This window comes from Flavobacterium hydatis (assembly GCF_000737695.1).
Taxonomy (GTDB): domain Bacteria; phylum Bacteroidota; class Bacteroidia; order Flavobacteriales; family Flavobacteriaceae; genus Flavobacterium; species Flavobacterium hydatis.
This window is the reverse complement of the sequence record NZ_JPRM01000018.1, coordinates 55,320-73,416: the sequence shown is the minus strand read 5'-3', so window position 1 is coordinate 73,416 and position 18,097 is coordinate 55,320. Positions and strand designations below refer to the sequence as shown.

14 protein-coding genes are annotated in these 18,097 nt (G+C 32.7%); 6 read left to right on the top strand and 8 right to left on the bottom strand.

The annotated features are described in order from the left end of the window. Positions 1–81 precede the first annotated feature (81 nt). From IW20_RS12715 to IW20_RS12705, 3 genes are all read left to right on the top strand, one after another. Complete coding sequence (locus tag IW20_RS12715) at positions 82–1,503, top strand: aminotransferase-like domain-containing protein (RefSeq protein WP_035622805.1); 1,422 nt, start codon at positions 82–84, stop codon at positions 1,501–1,503. Between the two features lie 438 nt (positions 1,504–1,941). Next, positions 1,942–2,523 (top strand): TetR/AcrR family transcriptional regulator, encoded by a 582-nt coding sequence (locus tag IW20_RS12710; RefSeq protein ID WP_035622802.1) that lies wholly within the window; start codon positions 1,942–1,944, stop codon positions 2,521–2,523. 53 nt (positions 2,524–2,576) lie between these two features. Continuing rightward, entirely contained in the window at positions 2,577–3,062 is a 486-nt protein-coding gene (locus IW20_RS12705) for an acyl-CoA thioesterase (RefSeq protein WP_035622800.1), read from the top strand. Between the two features lie 420 nt (positions 3,063–3,482). On the opposite strand, the gene IW20_RS12700 is transcribed toward IW20_RS12705, so the two are convergent. Further along, complete coding sequence (locus IW20_RS12700; protein WP_035622798.1) at positions 3,483–5,741, bottom strand: acyl-CoA dehydrogenase family protein; 2,259 nt, start codon at positions 5,739–5,741, stop codon at positions 3,483–3,485. Positions 5,742–5,935: 194 nt separating this feature from the next. Between IW20_RS12700 and IW20_RS12695 the strand changes: the two genes are divergently transcribed. Next, positions 5,936–6,688, top strand: coding sequence for a porin family protein (locus IW20_RS12695; protein ID WP_035622876.1), 753 nt, complete (start codon positions 5,936–5,938; stop codon positions 6,686–6,688). Between the two features lie 126 nt (positions 6,689–6,814). On the opposite strand, the gene IW20_RS12690 is transcribed toward IW20_RS12695, so the two are convergent. Further along, the gene (locus tag IW20_RS12690; protein ID WP_035622797.1) at positions 6,815–7,603 is read right to left on the bottom strand and encodes an SDR family NAD(P)-dependent oxidoreductase; all 789 of its coding nucleotides are present in this window, start codon (positions 7,601–7,603) and stop codon (positions 6,815–6,817) included. 61 nt (positions 7,604–7,664) lie between these two features. Then, a complete protein-coding gene (locus tag IW20_RS12685; protein WP_035622795.1) occupies positions 7,665–8,237 on the bottom strand; it encodes a Crp/Fnr family transcriptional regulator in 573 nt (190 codons plus the stop codon). Positions 8,238–8,399: 162 nt separating this feature from the next. On the opposite strand from IW20_RS12685, the gene IW20_RS12680 reads away from it, so the two are divergent. Next, the gene (locus IW20_RS12680) at positions 8,400–8,708 is read left to right on the top strand and encodes a hypothetical protein (RefSeq protein ID WP_035622793.1); all 309 of its coding nucleotides are present in this window, start codon (positions 8,400–8,402) and stop codon (positions 8,706–8,708) included. A gap of 271 nt (positions 8,709–8,979) precedes the next feature. Here IW20_RS12680 and IW20_RS12675 read toward each other — a convergent pair whose 3' ends face one another. From IW20_RS12675 to IW20_RS12655, 5 genes are all read right to left on the bottom strand, one after another. Beyond that, complete coding sequence (locus tag IW20_RS12675; protein ID WP_035622790.1) at positions 8,980–10,239, bottom strand: BamA/TamA family outer membrane protein; 1,260 nt, start codon at positions 10,237–10,239, stop codon at positions 8,980–8,982. A 32-nt stretch (positions 10,240–10,271) separates the two neighbouring features. Beyond that, positions 10,272–11,729 carry a DUF1254 domain-containing protein gene (locus IW20_RS12670; RefSeq protein WP_051885742.1) on the bottom strand — a complete coding sequence of 486 codons (1,458 nt, stop codon included), beginning with the start codon at positions 11,727–11,729 and terminating at the stop codon, positions 10,272–10,274. Between the two features lie 340 nt (positions 11,730–12,069). After that, entirely contained in the window at positions 12,070–14,286 is a 2,217-nt protein-coding gene (locus IW20_RS12665) for a glycoside hydrolase family 3 C-terminal domain-containing protein (RefSeq protein ID WP_035622788.1), read from the bottom strand. A 209-nt stretch (positions 14,287–14,495) separates the two neighbouring features. Then, positions 14,496–16,142 (bottom strand): DUF6377 domain-containing protein, encoded by a 1,647-nt coding sequence (locus IW20_RS12660; RefSeq protein ID WP_051885741.1) that lies wholly within the window; start codon positions 16,140–16,142, stop codon positions 14,496–14,498. Positions 16,143–16,384: 242 nt separating this feature from the next. Beyond that, positions 16,385–17,002 carry an outer membrane beta-barrel protein gene (locus IW20_RS12655; protein ID WP_035622785.1) on the bottom strand — a complete coding sequence of 206 codons (618 nt, stop codon included), beginning with the start codon at positions 17,000–17,002 and terminating at the stop codon, positions 16,385–16,387. 427 nt (positions 17,003–17,429) lie between these two features. On the opposite strand from IW20_RS12655, the gene IW20_RS12650 reads away from it, so the two are divergent. Then, positions 17,430–17,984 carry a hypothetical protein gene (locus tag IW20_RS12650; RefSeq protein WP_051885738.1) on the top strand — a complete coding sequence of 185 codons (555 nt, stop codon included), beginning with the start codon at positions 17,430–17,432 and terminating at the stop codon, positions 17,982–17,984. Positions 17,985–18,097: the final 113 nt, after the last annotated feature.

The window sequence follows — 18,097 nt, the reverse complement described above, 5'->3', positions numbered from 1 at the left end:
TACAGCAAATTTCTAGAAAATAAAATAGCAATACAGATACAGTTTTATTAAATTGCAGCGCAACAGTTATCGTTTTTAATAATGAAAAATACCAACTATTTATATTTGCAATTTGCCGATCGTATTGAAAGACAGATAAAATCAGGTCTTTTTAATGTAGGCGATAAACTGCCATCGATACGAGAAGTATGTGCCGAAACGGGATACAGTATGAGCACTGTAAGTAAAGCATATTACGAAATGGAGAGTCGTTCCCTTATAGAATCCAGACCACAATCTGGTTATTATGTAAGTAATGTTTCGGCAAGAATAATTGCTGAACCTACACCTAGTAGACCAATAACAAGTTGTGCTAATATTGAACGAGAGGATTTAATAGATCTTGTTTATGGTAGCATGATGGATAAAAATGTAACCATGCTTTCTCTCGGTTTTCCATCTAATGAGCTTCTTCCTATTACCAAATTAAACAAAGGAATGATACAAGCTATGCGTCAGTCTCCTAATAGCGGGACTTGCTATGATGAAATGCAAGGAAATCTAAACCTTAGAAAAGAAATTGCCAGATGGTCCTTTACTTGGGGTGGTACATTAACCGAAGACGATGTTATTACAACATCGGGTTGCATAGGAGCAATATCGCATTGTTTAATGACTCTAACAAAACCTGGTGATACTATAATCACGGAAAGTCCTGTATATTTTGGAATTTTACAACTGGCAAAATCATTGGGTCTATACATAATGGAATTGCCGACCAACATGACCACAGGAATAGAACTCGATGCGCTAAAAAAAGCGCTTGCAACCAAAAAAATTACGCTTTGTTTGTTAATGAGCAACTTTAGTAATCCATCGGGAAGCATGATGCCTGTAGAGCATAAAAAAGAAGTGGTTCGGTTAATGGAGCATTACAATGTACCACTTATAGAAGATGATATTTATGGGGACATGTATTTTGGAACAAGCAGACCTACTAATTGTAAAACCTATGACGAAAGTGGTATCGTGCTTTGCTGCAACTCTGTATCTAAATCTCTAGCTCCTGGTTATCGTGTAGGTTGGGTTTCACCTGGAAAATTTAAAAAAGAAATCTTACGCACCAAGCTTTATCACACTGTATCTTCTACGACTATAACACACGAAGTTGTTGCCGATTTTCTTAAAAATGGTCGCTATGAAAATCACCTACGTAAAATACGTCAAATTTTACATCACAACAGTATTAATTACATCAATACCATTCTGGAATCTTTTCCAGCAGGAACCAAAGTGAGTCAGCCACAAGGAGGCTTTTTTCTTTGGTTAGAATTGGATAAAAAAATCGATACCGCAGTATTTTACCAAATAGCCATGAGTCATAATATTAGCATCGCACCTGGGCGTATCTTTACTTTTCAGGATCAGTTTTGTAACTGCATGCGATTAAGTTTCGGATTGCCATGGAGTAATGAACTACGACAATCAATACAAACATTGGGTATGTTGGTTAGTAAAATGTAATGAGAATTTAACCGCAAAGTTTACGACAATTTAACCGCAAAGGTCGCAAGGGTTTACGCAAAGCCCGCTAAGTTTTTCCTCAATTTTGTCTTTTCGACGAAGGAGAAATCTTCGTGAGTAACTCTACAAAGTTAAGGCTCTCGTTGCGGAGTTTCCTGTGGAGATTTCTCCTTCGTCGAAAAGACAAGTTTGTATTTTAATCTGTGGCAAAAAGATTAACTGAAAAGGTTACAAAGGTTTTAAAAATCTGTTTTTGTCCGCCTCTTTGCTTTAGCAAATCCGTGTCATCTGCGTTTCTTTTTTGACAATATTTCCCACAGAGAAACTTCGGAAAATAATATTTCTAAAACTTTTATTAAAAAAAATAATTTCTCACATACCGATTGGTATTTATTTATTATTTTTGCTCTATAATTTATTCGAAAATCAATCAGCCCCATGAATACTTCGGAATTTATACTAGATAAAGTTGCTCCTATTTTTAACAAACAGGGATATATTGGTACGAGTTTATCGGATATTACTAATGCAACCGGACTAACAAAAGGAGCTATTTATTGTAATTTTGCAAATAAAGAAGATTTGGCTCTAAAAGCTTTTCAACTTAATGTAAGTGTAGCCATAATACCATTATTTAAACTAATTGCGACCAAAGAAGGAAGTATTAATAAATTGCACACAATAACCAATTATCATCGTAGTTATTATGATCTGGTAAAAGACAGAGGAGGCTGCCCTATGCTAAGAGTTGGTATTGATACAAAATTTGTTAACCCATTATTATTTAAGGCAGCAGAGAAACTATCACAAACATTTATTAGCGGATTAACTGAAATCCTAAAAGAAGGAATTGAGTTGGATGAAATCAAACCTGATATTGACGTAAAAAAATATGCTCAGATAATTTTATCTCTTATCGAAGGAAGTTCCCTTTTATCATTTACCCATAATGACGAAACCTACATAAACAATGCAATGGATTGTATTGATGACATAATAATAGAAACTATTAAAAAGTAAAAAAAATTTAACTCCCTATATACCAATTGGTATGTAGTGTAATTTAACAAAAAATGGAAAAAGTATTAAAGACAAAAAGAAAAATCAGATTTCAGGATTGTGACCCATTCAATCATTTGAATAACTCAAAATACCTAGAATATTTCATTAATGCCCGTGAGGATCAATTGGCAGAATATTACGGTTTGGATATATTTAAACTCATGAAAACTTCGGCTTTAAGCTGGGTGGTTGCATCAAACCAAATAAGCTACATGAGACCTGCATTTACAATGGAAACCGTTGTTATCGATTCTCAATTAATTCAATATACTGATAATGTATTATTGGTGGAAATGAAAATGTGGAACGAAGACGAAACGGAACTGAAAGCAGTGCTTTGGATTAAATTTATTCATTACAGTTTTCAATCAAAAAAAGTAGCAAATCATGCCGATGATTTAATGCGTTTATTTCAAGCTGTTGTAGTTCCTGTTGAACAAACTGTTTTTGAAAACCGTTATATGGAGATTATAAAAAAGCTAAAAGAAACGGCGTAAGATTACTTAAAACATTTGTTTTTTTAAACCATTAAGAGATTAAGAAAAGTTAAGTCTATATTTTAATCTCCTAATGGTTTATTTTTTTGTTCGCCATTATTCACACGCCACGTCTGTAGAGACGCACCGCAGTGCGTCTAACATAATATATTCCATAATACTATCCTGTGCGTTGCGTTATTTTTTCATGTATATTTTTTCTTTGATTTGGTTTTAGGATTCTGTTTGTGGAATATATTGCGGAGGCGCACTGCGGTGCGTCTCTACATTGCATGTGTTCACTAAGTGTCTACGATATTTGTAAGTCTTTGTGAAATATATTGCAGCCCTTCGACTCCACTCAAGGTGACAAGATTGAAAAAAAATATAGGTGTTATTATACACAGCTATAATCAATAATTAACAACTAACAATTAATAATTACTCTATTATTGGCGCAGCAAGACAACTTTCCGGAATATCAAATGCATTTACCAAAGCAACAGCATCAGGTCTTATATCCCAACAAAGCTGATTAACCATTTTACGGATTGCTTTTGTTTTTACAGCTTCCATATAGCCATCTTCTAGATACCAACCTTTGTTTTTCTCGATTTGAGCAAGCGCATATAAATGACATAATTTCGATAGAATCTCTTTAACGTTTACATCTTTAACTGTTTCTATAGCAATTTGAAACTGCTCTAAAACGATTCGTTCTAAGTAGGCTTGAGCAACATCTATCATTTGGTGTTGTACTACATTAAATGCATCGTAAGGCTCGAGTCCGCTATCGATAAGTTTTTTTATTCGCTTTGCAGCAGATGCCAAAGTTGTTTTCTCTCTGTGCTGAAAAGCTAATAAATGAAATTCATTGTCAAGCAAATGAGCATCTTCTGTTTTACGTGTTGCAATAGGATTTTTTTCAGAAATAGCAGTTTTAGCATTTTCATAAACATAATTTATGATTCCTACTGCTCCCATTTCTCCAAATGATTTCCTGAATTCTGATAAGCGATTTTTGGCTACTAATTGCATCAATACCGTATTATCACCTTCGAAAGTGGTATAAATTTCGGTATCATTTTTTAAAGCATCGATTCTATTTTCAGACAAATATCCTTTTCCTCCGCAAGCTTCACGGCATTCTTGCAAAATATCTCTTGTGCTCCAAGTCGAGTATGATTTCATTCCAGCTGCTAGTGCCTCGATTTCCTGCATTTCGGATTCTTTCTTATTCAGGAAACGATTTGTCAAGTATTGCAAAGCAAAATGTACTGCATAGGTTTTTGCTAGTTGTGGAATCAGTCGGCGTTGATGCATGCGGTAGTTTAAAATCGGAACTTCCGAACCTCCTTCTGGTCCAAATTGTCTGCGTTGATCACTATATCTAATTGTTATTGCGAGTCCTGATTTGGCTGCAGCCAAAGCCGAACGCGGAATCCCGATACGCCCGCCAACTAATGTTCCTAGCATCGTAAAGAAACGTCGGTTATCACTCGGAATCGGACTCTCAAATTCTCCTTTATCATTTACAGAAGCAAACCTGTCCAGCATATTTTCTTTTGGAATAACCACATTATCAAAACTAATTGTTCCGTTATCCACTCCATTTAATCCCATTTTATGACCGCAATCACCAATAGTAACACCTTTTATATTTACGCCATTTGTATCTCTTAAAGGCACAACAAATGCGTTTACACCATAATCAACATCATTGATGATTAGCTTTGCAAATACGGTCGCCATTTGTCCATGTACCGCTGCATTACCTATGTATTCCTTTTGTGCATTTTTATTCGGAGTATGAATGGTAAATGTTTGATTCTCGTGATTATAAGTAGCCGTTGTTTCAAGCCCTTTAACATTCGAACCGTGATGTGTTTCGGTCATGGCAAAACAACCCGGTAATTTAAGAGAACCGATATCTTTTAAATATTTACTGTAATGTTTTTCAGTCCCTAAAGATTGCACACTCATTCCCCAAAGTCCGAATTGCACACCAAATTTTATCACTAAACTTAAATCGTGGTAACTTAATGTTTCCATAATCGCAAAATAATCGGCTATATTATCTCCTCCGCCATATTGCTTTGGATACGCCATGTTTCCAAAATTTTCTTTGGCGAGGATTTTACACCATTCAAATACTTTTACACGATATACATTAATATCTGTAGAGGTTTCGTAAGCAAATTCAGGCTTACTAATAACCGATTTTACTCTTTTTATAATTGCGGCTTCTTCTCCGTCTAAAATCTCAGTTAATATTTTGGTGTCAAAACTACTTTCGGTTTTATAATTTGAAGTAAGCGAAGTTGCCGTTTTTTTGAAAGTTCCAATGGCTTCCTGTCCAAAAACACCAAGATCATTTTCCAGTTTTGCAAAAACAGGTTCAAGCTCTGTAAGACTTTTATCATCTCCCGAAAGGGCAACAACAATATCGTATATAGATTTAACTGACTTTTTTTCCTGAATACTTTTCTCGATTTCAAGCTTCCAACTAGTAAGCTGTTCTCTTGATGGTGGTACAGAAATGTCTATTTTAGAAAGTAATTCTTCTTGCTCTTCTTTGGTGAGCCAGTTTTGAGAACGAATAAATTCTTGCAGCGTAATAAACTCTTTTTGGGTTAAAAGATCATCTGACCAAACAAGGTAAAAAAGAGGTATAAAGGATTTGAGTCTTGAGTTTTCCATAGCAATCTTAATTTTTAACTTTTGTTAAATTAAAGAATTTTGCTAACTAAAGTACGTTAAGGATGTCATAATTAATTTTATATAGTGATTTAAATGAAATGTTAAAGAAATAAATTAACGAGAGAAAAACTTTATTTTGTATCTTCGTTAATCAAGTGATGCTCAGTACTATTTTAAACTTCAACAAAGATTTTATGAAAAAAAATATACTATTACTTCTCACATTCTTTTTCGTATCTACCTCCTATTCTCAAGTTTTAATTTCTATGGTCTTTGGTGACAAACTCAACTCTCCTTTTCTTGAATTTGGTCTGGAAGGTGGTGTCAATTTATCAACCATTTCTAATCAGGAAACGACTGGCTCGAACATAGGATTTAACCTTGGTTTTTACTTTGATATTCATTTGAAAAAAAGTTTAAATTGGATGGTGAATACAGGAGTTATTGTAAAATCTCCAATGGGAGCGCATGGTTTACCTGTTTATTCTCTAGAAAACGAAACCTTAGACAATACTTTTTCTGGTGGATATGTTGATAGAGAAATTCGTTATTTTAATGTACCTATTTTACTTAAATATAAATTCGACAATAATATTTATGTCAAAGCTGGGCCTCAATTTGGATTACTAAGCAAAGCTTTTGATAGGTTTAGAAACAAAATTGACGGTGAAAATGTAATTTACAAAAACGATATTAAAGATCAAATACGAGTTATAGATGCTGGTGTTGCTCTTGGTTTAGGATATCGTATAACAGCTGGTAATGGCATAAATGTAGGGCTGCAATATTATTATGGCTTAGTTCCTGTAATGAAAGGTGATGGACCTAACCAATATAATCGCTCTATTTATTTAACTGCTGCATTGCCAATAGGAAAAGGTAAAGCTGCAAAAAGAGCTGCGGAGAAAAAAGCACTCGAAGAAAAAAATGCTGCCGCTGCTAAATAATTTTATTAGAAAAAGAGATAAAACTAAACTATGATAACAAACACGAATTCCACAGATTAACACGAATAAATTAGTGAGAATTTGTGGAATTTATATTTAAGAATTAATTAGACTTACGTTTTTTATTTATCCATTTACTTTAGCATTCATCATTTTGCTAACAATATTAATTACTGTTTTTCTAGGTAATAACCTTGGTAAAAAGGATTGTAAGTAGTTGGCTGTTCCAACTATTTTGAAACTTTTGTCTTTTAGCAATGCCGAAATTCCTTGTTTCGCAACTGTTTCTGGAGTATCTGCTGTCATCCCTTTTGTATTTGCTTTTGCGACCGATTGAAAACCTGTAGTGGTATTCCCAGGGCAAAGTGCTGTAATCGTAACTCCTCTTTTAGAATATTCACCATATAATGCTTCTGAAAAATCTAATACAAATGATTTACTCGCGCAATATGTTGCCACGTACGGACAGGGTTGTAATGCTCCTGTCGAAGCTACATTTATGATTCCGCAATCTCCTTTTTGCAGCATTTCTGGTAATACAAGATGGCATAATTTTACAAGTGCATTAATGTTGATCTCAATCATTTCATCGTAACCTTTCGTGCTTTCGTCAAGAAAATTTACCCATTTACCAAATCCTGCATTGTTTACCAATAAATCGACCGATAAACCCGCTTTTTTAATCTGATTGTATAAATTCTGCGGTGTATCTTTTTGCAAAAGGTCTCCAGTAAATACGGATACTTTTACATTGTATTCTTTTGAGATTTTACTGGCTAGAGTTTGTAATTTATCTTCAGATCGAGCTGTTAATATAAGATTTGCTCCTTGTTTTGCTAATTCATAAGCAAATGCTTCGCCGATTCCAGATGACGCTCCGGTAATAAGTGCTGTTTTATTTTTTACTGTTTTCATATCTTTAATTATTATCTGATACAAAATTCAGTGATAATCAAAGTATTCTACTTGATGTATGTTAGGAAATTATTTGCTTCCTAATACGGCTTAAACTCTCTGGTTTTATCCCTATAAACGACGCTATATATTGTAGTGGAACATTCTGTATCATAGCAGGATAATCTTTTAGTATTTTTAGATACCGCTGTTCTGCCGATAAAGCAATAATGTCATTGGTTCTTTGCTCATTGTAAACCAAAGATTTTTCATAAATGATTCTGGCAAAATCTGCCCAATTTTGGCTTTTATGACATAATATATCGAAATCTTTTTTGGTAATTCGTAGCACTTCGCATGCAGTAATACATTCAATATTATCTAATGCTGTAATTCCTGTTACAAAACTATTAAAGGAAGTAATAAACCCTGAAGGACAATTAATATGTGTCGTAACCTGATCTCCATTTTGGTTATAAAAAACTCTGATAAAACCTGAATTAATAAAATATAGATATTGAGCAACCTTGTTCTCTTTTTCTAAGATTTCACCTTTACTGCAACTTATAGACTCAAAAAAACTTTCGACCAATATCTCATCTGATTTGTCGATGGTAATAATAGTCTCCACAAGTTCAAGTAGTTTAGTATGCATTGTAAATTTTGTTAGTTTAATGAGTTTATGCAAAGCTACAAACTCTTTCTGAGTTAAAGGATTATCCTGCCTAACAAGAATAAATTGATTGATATAAAATAATTTCTTTCAACCAGAAAATAGAATATCTTAGTATCACTAAATCAATTAAACCTTAAAATTATGAAAACTGATTTTTATACTAAATTCATTTTAACTGTAATTGCTGTATGTCTGACTATTTTAACTTTACAAAATGTAGACCTAATTCCTAAAGCTTATGCTGTTGAGAAAAATGATAATCTTAATGTACTATCTACCAAAAATTATGGATTAGTTCCTGTAAATGCAAATGGAACTATTGATGTAAATATTAAATCCTGCGCTCCAAATTTAAACGTGAATGTTAACAATAAGGTCGATGTAAATATTGATAAAGTTGGTGGTGGTTATGTTTCTAGTGGCGGACCAATTCCTGTGAAGATAAAGTAGTTTTTTTTTCTTAGGTTCAAAGTTACAAAGGCTCTGAGGTACTAAGGTTTTTTCTAAGATACTAAGATTCTAAGATACTAAGTTGCTAAGGTTTTGAGGGAAATGCTTTGTGGAAGTTGCCGTGCTCCTTTCTTTCCAAAGCTAGCGCGAGCGTCCCGCTCGTGAACACAATCAAATTTAGATTATTTCTTAATGGGTACGAGCGGGACGCTCGCACTAGCGCAGGCAATCCTAAATTATCAATTGTCAACTATTAATTGTCAATTATCAATTAAAACGTTTCTCCTGCATTAAGATAAAATCCTTTTGATTTTCGTCCCCAAGCATAATCGACGATAAGGTTTGTGCGGGTTGCTTTATCTATCAAAATGCGTAAACCAATGCCTACAGCTGGTTGTACGTATTGAAAAAGCTTTTCATTAGTCTCTGAATTACTTGCTGTTGTAAAATTTGTAAATACAGTTCCACTAAACATTTGGTTGCAGGAAAGAGGGAACCTAAACTCGGTTGATAAATACACTAAGTTAGATCCTCTGAATAATCCTTGTGTATATCCTTCCCCACTTCGGTTACGCTGATCCCAACCTATTGCGGGTAAATTTAGGTATGGAACTTTTCCGCTTGTTACAAATTGACCATATGTCCAAAAGGCCAAAACATAGCGTTCATTTGTTTTACTTAATGGGATAAATTGTCTGTACTCTGTATATAAAACTGTACTATTTCGCTGATTATTGAATAAATCAGGATTCATTCGATAATTTAAATTAGCAAATATTCCATGCGTTGCATTAACCTGATTATCTCTGGAATCATACACAAGATTTAAACTAAAACCATTTACAAAATATTCTAAATCATCAAAACCATTTTTTAGATTATAATTATAGTGATAAGTATATTGTTCATTGGCAACATCTAAATCTTTATCTTTTATTGCGGCATACCAATCAATATCGATTCCTGCACCTACATAAAAATTCTTTTTTACTTCCCATGACATTGCCTGATGGAATTTAAAATAATTGTAATCCATTGGTTGCGCTATTGCATCAATATCAAAATCAGGATCTTGATTATTACCAGGAATAATTGACGTTCCTAATCCGTAATTGGGTTGAGAAAATAGGTATAATCTATAATCCCCGCTTAGATATATTTTATTCTCTTTTAATAAAACACTATTTTTTGCATTAATAAGTAATTGTTTTTTTGTGGTATAGGTTACTCCTAAATTCACAACCGAATACTTATCCTGTGCCTCTTTACCTTTAAATGTATATTGGGCAACTCCCCCAAACACAAATCCAGTAGCTGGCTGTGAGCCAATTACTGGAAGGATTATAAAAAAACTGTTTTTAGCAGGCTTTGGAGCCTTAAGTGTATCTTTCTTTGCAAATAAATCAAAGAATGTTTTGGGTTCGCAAATAGCTTTTTCGTTTTGAGCAATCACATTATTTTGCATGAACATAACCAACAATATTATTGCAGCTTTAGTAAAGTAATTTTTCTTGCTAAAGTATTGATACATATAAAATTATTGTTTTGTTCGTAAAAACTAATTTATTCTATCATTGCTACTGTTTCAACTGCTGGTGCAATTGGTACTATTTTTTTAATTGCTGGTATTTCCCAATTTCCTTTTAGCATTTGTTCGTTTGGAGAATATACGCGTAATACGATATTAAAATCTCCTGATGATACTGGCAGCCAATTACTTTCTCTTATTTTGCCTGGATAGGATCTCTGAAAATAGATATCTATTGAACCATCTGCATTCCTAATTAACTGATCACGATTTCCTATCGTAAAGCGATTCATAGGATTACCAGTTGCAAATGCTCCTTTAGCATCATAAGCTGTTAATGACCAGAAAGCATTTGTTGGCGGAATTTGATCTTTGTTAAAATGAATGGTGTATTTATTAGCACCATTGAGTTTTTCGCCTTCCTCATCAATTGCAGAAAAAGAATAAATTAAATCTTGTGGAAGCGTAATTTCTAATCCTGAATATGAAACCTCTGCTCTACGCTTATAATCGGTTCCAAATGCGCCTATTTTTGTATCTATAACACTCCATCCATTTTCTAATTTTGGAGGCGTAGTTACAGCTTTATTAAGTTCGCCGAGTATTTTGTCTGGAATTCCTCTTAATGCAGCTTGTACTGAACTATTAAAAGAACTTAAATTGAATTTGGCTCCGGGTTTAATTCCTATAATAGCAAATCTTTTTATTGTTTCGGCATCTATATCTTTTGGTGGGTTATTAGCCATTAACTGGTTTACATAATTAAAAAACTCTCCGATAGGAAATTTCGAAACAATTTCATTTGGTGCTCCTTTTGGTACCGATGAATCAATTTTTCCCATTGGTACAATATAATCTGTAGCCCAACTGCTTAAAGGTATAAGCTTGTATTGGCGTTGTAGTTTGTAAACCTTTAGCCCGTCGGCATAACTATTCATCTGGATTTTGCTAATAATGCGAACCATATTGGTCGGTGATTTAATTTCCTGCATTCCTATTGGAACTGGTTCATTAGATTTTGGACCTGTAATTAAATAATTTGCTGCATTTGTTCCTGTAGTTCTTTTGCCCAATGACGAAAAAATATTTGTGTAAGCATCCTCCATCGAAAGTTGATAATATCTCCCGTATGTATCTGGAACTGAAAGCACCAAAGGTTCTTTGCGCAAATCTATCCAAGCCGATGATGAATACGTGTCGGCATTAGGATATAAACCACTTTTAAGAGATGCATCAGGAAATACTGATTTATGGCTAAACTGGTTCATCGGTGCTCCTGTACTAGTGGGTAGTTCTGTATTGGTTGATTGTCTGCGGGTAAGATCCATTATAACTAATGGTAAGCCATATAAATAGGCTGCTTCGGCTGCTTCAATAATAGTATTATCGTCAGCAACAGCAACTGTTTCTTTTGCTTTGTTTTCTTTTTTTTCCTCTTTTTTACATCCTATAAATAGACAAATTGTAAAAAAGGCAATAGTAAAGTTTTTCATACGTTTTGGAATTTAATACAAAGCAAAATTATATACTTTGTAATTAATAAATATTCTCGAAACATCAATTATTAAATAAATTTTGGAGTCAACCAAAACAAATTAAAAATTTTCTTACAAGTTACGTTTTATAATTAAATTCTCAAACCTTAAAATTAATTTTACTTTTTAACCTATCCTATTTAAACTTGCGAACTGTGTTGCATTTTAAAATATGAAACAGACTTAGTGAATTTAGACATAAAAAAATCCCGATTACATAAAGTAATCGGGATCATGCAAACTAACTAACCAACCATTGAAGCCCTAACTATTAAGCTTCAAAAGCATCTTTAGTGAACTATTTTAATTTAAATTTCACTTTCGTTTTAATATCTGTAGAAGAAGCTCCAATTAATGCTTCAAAATCACCAGGTTCTGCAACCCAGTCATGTTTAACAGGGTCGAAAAAGCTTAAAGCTGCTTTATCTACTGTAATTGAAACTATTTTTTCTTCTCCAGCTTTTAAGCTTACTTTCTCAAATCCTTTCAATTCTTTGATAGGACGTGGTAAAGAAGATTTTAAATCACTTATGTATAACTGAACTGTTTCTGAACCATCTTTAGTTCCAGTATTTTTCACTTTTACAGTAAATGTAATTTTATCGGCAGCCGTTATTTCTTTCGCGCTAGCGGTAACATTTCCGTATTGAAAAGTAGTATAACTCAATCCGTGACCAAAGCTGAAAAGTGGTTTTACCTTTTGTTTGTCTGCCCAACGATATCCTACAAAAATGCTTTCGTTATAAGTAACTTCTGGTCCTCCAGGAAATTCTCCTAAAGCGTGCGCTCCATTATCTTTTAATTTTACTGGGAAAGTAAATGGTAATTTTCCAGATGGATTAGTATCTCCAACTAAAATTGATGCTAAAGCATTTCCTGTTTCAGAACCTAAAAACCATCCTTGTACAATTCCTGGTACTTCATTTACCCATGGCATTGCTACTGCGTTTCCTGAAATATTTACAAACACAAGGTTTTTATTTGCTTTAAGTAACTCGGTTACAATTTTATCTTGGTTATACGGAAGATCTAAAGATAAACGATCTACACCTTCTGCGTCTTGATGATTACTTTTGTTTAATCCACCAATAAACAATACAATATCGGCTTTTTTAGCTACATCTATAGCTTCTGCTAATAATTGTTCTGCCGAACGTTTTTCTGATAAATCTTGTCCAGAAGCAACTCCGTTATAACTACTTTCGGCATCGCCTACATATCCACGAGCATAAATAACTTCAGCTTGAGTTCCAACTCTTTTCTTTAAACCATCTAATGGAGAAATTTCATATTTTGCTTTAAGTGATGAACTTCCACCACCTACTGTCATCATCTTAATAGCATTCTCTCCAATAACTGCAATTTTCTTAGTTTTGTTAAGGTTTATTGGCAATATATTGTTTTTGTTTTGCAATAAAACAATTCCTTCTTCGGCAATTTTACGACCTGCAAGACCGTGCTCTTCAGTACCAAAAGATCCATAAGGTTTGTTTCTATCCATTGTAGTAAGGAAAGCTAATCTAAGTATGTTACGTACTTTTTGATCTAATTCTTTAGTTCCTACTTGTCCAGATTTGATTAAATTAAGGTATGGTTTTGCCAAATAATAGTTATCATAAGCATTACTTGTTCCTGCAGATAAACCATTTGTCCAAGTTCCGAATTCCATGTCCAAACCATTTGTAATTGCCTGACGTGTATCGCTAACTCCTCCCCAATCGGCAACTACAGCTCCTTTAAAGCCCCATTCTCCTCTAAGAATATCGTTTAGCAAATACTCATTATGACAGTTAGGTTGACCTTTGTATTTATTATAAGATCCCATAATTGTCCAAGCATCACCTTCTTGAACTGCTGCTTTAAATGCTGGCAAATAGATTTCGTACAAAGCACGATCATCAACATTTACGTTTACTGTATGGCGATTTGTTTCCTGATTGTTTAATGCAAAATGTTTTACACAAGCTGCAACTCCGTTTTGCTGAACTCCTTTTATGTAAGGTACAACCATTTTTGAAGCCAAGAACGGGTCTTCGCCCATGTATTCAAAGTTACGTCCATTAAGAGGAGATCTGTAAATATTTACTCCTGGTCCTAACAAAACTGTTTTGTTGCGGTAACGTGCTTCCTCTCCTATTGATTTTCCGTATAATGCAGACATTTCTTTGTTCCATGTTGCAGCAAGAGCTGTAAGCGCAGGAAATGCAATACAAGAATCGTTTGTCCATCCTGCTTGATCCCATTCATCCCATAAAACTTCTGGACGAATACCATGAGGTCCATCGGTCATCCAGAAATCAGGAATTCCTAAACGTGCTACTCCAGGCGAACTAAATTTTGATTGTGCATGAACCATTGCTACTTTTTCTTCAACGGTCATTCTTGCAAGCGCATCTTCTACACGTTCCTGAATTGGCTTTTTATCATCTAGATAAACTGGCACTTTATTTTGTGCATTCATTCCGAATGAACCTAATAAAAGCAAAACAACAACTGCTTTAATGTTTCTAAACATAACTACTTATTTATTTTAATATAAAGACTAAACTTAAATTCTAGTTAATCTTAAATAAGATTCCTATAATTAATATTGTAAAACTAAAACGTTATAGTATACATCAGAAGTCTTATTATGCAAAAGTAGTTCCTTAAAAATATAAGTTATTATTAATCAAAAGATTAATAATTAAAACCCAGCAAAAAAAGTAGTGAATTTGAAATGAATTATTGTGTTTTAATCGCAATTAGACCGATTTTCATAACCATTTCTTCGAATTCATTACGAGAAACAGCAGCCTTATTTCTTGCTCTTGTTCGGTAATTATAAATCGTGCTTAAAGAGTAGCGTAGGAAGGCAGCAATTTTTACACTATCATTAATTCCTAAACGTATTAATGCAAAAATTCGTAGTTCGGTATTTAATAATTCACCTTGTTTAAGTACAATCTGTTCTTCCTTTATAAGCAAAGAATTAAAGTCTTTCACGAAAGTGGGATATAGATTTAAAAAGATAGTATCAAAGTTTTTGTATAACTCCTCGAGTTCATTATCGACCAAAGTGGTTGATTTTAAAATTTTATACAACTCATCAAACTGTTTGGCGGTAGCCTTCTTGTTTAAGGTAATACGATAGTTCTCTAATTTATTAATGTAAGTAGAACAAAGGCTAAAAAAATGTGCAATATATTCTTCTTTAATATGATTAGATTCAGATAATTGAGCGTTTCTTTCTTGTAGTTGGTTATTCGTTTTACTAATATCTGCGTTTAGTTTAACCAGTTCTTCGCTTGTTTTAGAAAGTTCTTCTTTAATTCTGGAAACTCTTTTCATCTGTTTGTAAACATAGATAACTGCCACAACAAGAAAAATAGAAAGCAGACTTATAAATAAAAGATACAATTGCAATTGGTTTTTGCTTTTGGCTTCTTTCTCTAAATAGGCAGTATTGATAATCGAATATACTTCGGACATTTGTAAGGTTCGAAATTGTACATTACAAAAAATAGCATCTTCGATAGCTGATCTTGTTAATTTATAAGCGGTATCTACATCGCCTAATTCATAATAAACCAATGCCAATTCTTGTATAGAAGCGTTGTCTTTTATAGAGTTTTTTAAATCTGCAGTAGCAGAAATTGCGTAGTATATTTTCTTTAATTCTAGATTCTCTTTCTTTTTATTGATGCTTCCCAAAAGATAAGCAATCATGGCATATTGCGGATTGTCATCATTTGTTTCTTGCAATAATTTTATCAAATCTTTCTCTGTACTATCAATTTTTCCTTCAGAAATATTCTTTTCTGCCAGATTGATTTTGTATTTCAGCGATTGTGGATCTAGTATTGCTAATAACGAATCGCGATACTTTACAACCTGTTCTACATACATCGGGTTATAACTATTGGTCGAATAATGCGAGAAAAACTCTCGATATCCTTCATAGTAATCCGGAAGTAATTGTGGTGATAATTGCTTTTTGTTTATACTTTTTAAGATTTCTTCAGACTCGCGATATCTTCCCGAAGAGGAATATAAATTTGCTAATTGCAATTGAGCCGTTTCTTCTAAATCTTTTTTGTGTAGTTCGCTGGCAATCTTAAGATTCTTTTTTACATAAAAAATAGCCGAATCTGAGTTGAATTTCTGGTACTCTTTATATAAACTTTTGTTATAATTATACTCTTGATAATCGGTTAAATCAGTCGATTTTATCTTTTTGAAATTAGCTATTCGCTCTTCTTTTAACTCAACATATTTCTGCTTGTTCTTTAATGCTAAATTTAATTTTACAAACACCGAATCGGCTTTGTTTCCTGCATAAGCAGGATAGCATACAATAATAAAGAAAAGAAACAGAAGAGTATTTTTCAAAACCGTTTTTAGATATAAATAATTATGATAGCCAAAGATAGTAAAGTGTAATTAAATTTAAAGGTTCTTTCTTTATAAGGCTCATTCTTTATAAGGTTCTAAGAAACTAAGGTTCTAAGGTACTGAGAAACTTTGCGAGCTTAGCGTAAATCTTTGCTCACTTTGCGGTTAAGTCTAATCTATAAACAAAAAAAGCATCCAATCATGGATGCTTTTGACTTATCTTATAAAAGTAAAGTTCCTTATTTGAAGTTAAAGCTAAATACAGCTCCTAACCCGAACTGATAAGTAGCTACATAATCAGTTACACCTACTGGTCCAAAATAATACGTCCAATAATAACTATTTCCTACGGCAGCACTCATAGATTGTAAGTAGGCATTTAGGTTTACTGATAACAATGAACTTGTTCTTAGTTTTACACCAGCTTTAATATCCCATGCAAAATTAGTATCACTACCATTTCGCGGTATGTTAACGATACCAACTCCAAGACCTCCTCCTAAATAAGGGGAAACATTAGAAGAACCAGTGTCGAAATAATAAGTTCCTTCACCAATAATAAAGTTAAAAGAACTTTTATCATCACCAGCATTAATTTGATTTCCTAAATAATATATAGGTAAATCAACCTCTTGTCTTAAATATTTTAATTCGATAGAAGCGTTCTTTGTAACAAAATACTCCAAACCAGCTCCATATTCAAATCCATCTCCTACATCTCCGGAGGTATTATAATACGATACCTTATCAGAGAAAGTATATCCTCCGTATAAGTTAAGAGAAAGAGAGTTTGCATCCTGGGCTTTCACCCCCATTGATACTAAAAAGACAACAAACAATAGACTGAAATGTTTCATAATTTTTGATTTTTTGATTATTAAATGTAAATCCGTTGGGGACAATTAAAATTGTAAATCTAAAATTAATCTTACTTTTTCATTTAGCCTATTTTTCTCAAATAAGTATGTTTCATTTTTAAAAATGGAACGTAGTTCGTATCAAATTTAAAAATAACAACTAAAAACATTCGCTTTAAATAATTATTTCTTTCTGATTAATTAAACAGAAATATAATTCTTGTTTTATCCCAAAAAGTCTTATTAATTTATAACTTAGTTTTTTTGACTCGATATTAATCCGCTCAAGTCAATATTTGCAGTAGATGAAGAGAATTTAACTTTCAGAATTTTTTGGAATCTATTGCAGAACATTACAGAAAAATAAATAATAAAAAGAATACTTTTTTTAATAAAACCGTTACAACAATCTAAAAACAACTACATAATGCACAAATTTAATGCGCTAAAATTTTCTTTCATCTTAGCATCAACATTAGCAATAATTCAAAATGGGAATGCACAGTCTAATAAAGGCTTAATATCTCCATCAAATGCCACAATAAATAATGCGGCTAATAAGCAAAAAACAGAAAATCAAAATCAGGAAAATGCTAAAAATTGGTTGATAAAAACCATTGAAACTAATTTTAATAAAGATACTTATGAAATGAGTGATATGACAACCAAAACTTATGCTCAGTATAAAAGTGATGCCATAAATATCGAGTATGATAATGGGCTAACAGAAGAGTCATTTAAGAAAAAATGGAAAAATAAATTCGATACTAAATATGTCGGTATGAATGGTTTTCTTATACCAACACAGGATTATGGAAAAATAAAAGTATCTAGCTGCAAATTATTATATATATCCAAAGATAAAGGCTATGTATTTGAGACCATAATTAAAGATCTTACTTTTAAAACAAGTTATAAAAGAGATATAAAAGTGATTCAATCAGGCAAATCTTTTTTAATAGCCGATGTAAAAGAATATTAAATAACAATACATTTTATACAAATAAACATAGATTATTATTTAGCTAAAAATATATTTTTCTGGATTCTAATCTATGTTTGTTTTAAATAAATTAAAGATATATTTTTTAGCAC

Coding starts and splice junctions, on each gene's coding strand:
- IW20_RS12715 (WP_035622805.1), top strand. CDS start 82: ATGAAAAATACCAACTATTTATATTTGCAATTTGCCGATCGTATTGAA.
- IW20_RS12710 (WP_035622802.1), top strand. CDS start 1,942: ATGAATACTTCGGAATTTATACTAGATAAAGTTGCTCCTATTTTTAAC.
- IW20_RS12705 (WP_035622800.1), top strand. CDS start 2,577: ATGGAAAAAGTATTAAAGACAAAAAGAAAAATCAGATTTCAGGATTGT.
- IW20_RS12700 (WP_035622798.1), bottom strand. CDS start 5,741: ATGGAAAACTCAAGACTCAAATCCTTTATACCTCTTTTTTACCTTGTT.
- IW20_RS12695 (WP_035622876.1), top strand. CDS start 5,936: ATGAAAAAAAATATACTATTACTTCTCACATTCTTTTTCGTATCTACC.
- IW20_RS12690 (WP_035622797.1), bottom strand. CDS start 7,603: ATGAAAACAGTAAAAAATAAAACAGCACTTATTACCGGAGCGTCATCT.
- IW20_RS12685 (WP_035622795.1), bottom strand. CDS start 8,237: ATGCATACTAAACTACTTGAACTTGTGGAGACTATTATTACCATCGAC.
- IW20_RS12680 (WP_035622793.1), top strand. CDS start 8,400: ATGAAAACTGATTTTTATACTAAATTCATTTTAACTGTAATTGCTGTA.
- IW20_RS12675 (WP_035622790.1), bottom strand. CDS start 10,239: ATGTATCAATACTTTAGCAAGAAAAATTACTTTACTAAAGCTGCAATA.
- IW20_RS12670 (WP_051885742.1), bottom strand. CDS start 11,729: ATGAAAAACTTTACTATTGCCTTTTTTACAATTTGTCTATTTATAGGA.
- IW20_RS12665 (WP_035622788.1), bottom strand. CDS start 14,286: ATGTTTAGAAACATTAAAGCAGTTGTTGTTTTGCTTTTATTAGGTTCA.
- IW20_RS12655 (WP_035622785.1), bottom strand. CDS start 17,002: ATGAAACATTTCAGTCTATTGTTTGTTGTCTTTTTAGTATCAATGGGG.
- IW20_RS12650 (WP_051885738.1), top strand. CDS start 17,430: ATGCACAAATTTAATGCGCTAAAATTTTCTTTCATCTTAGCATCAACA.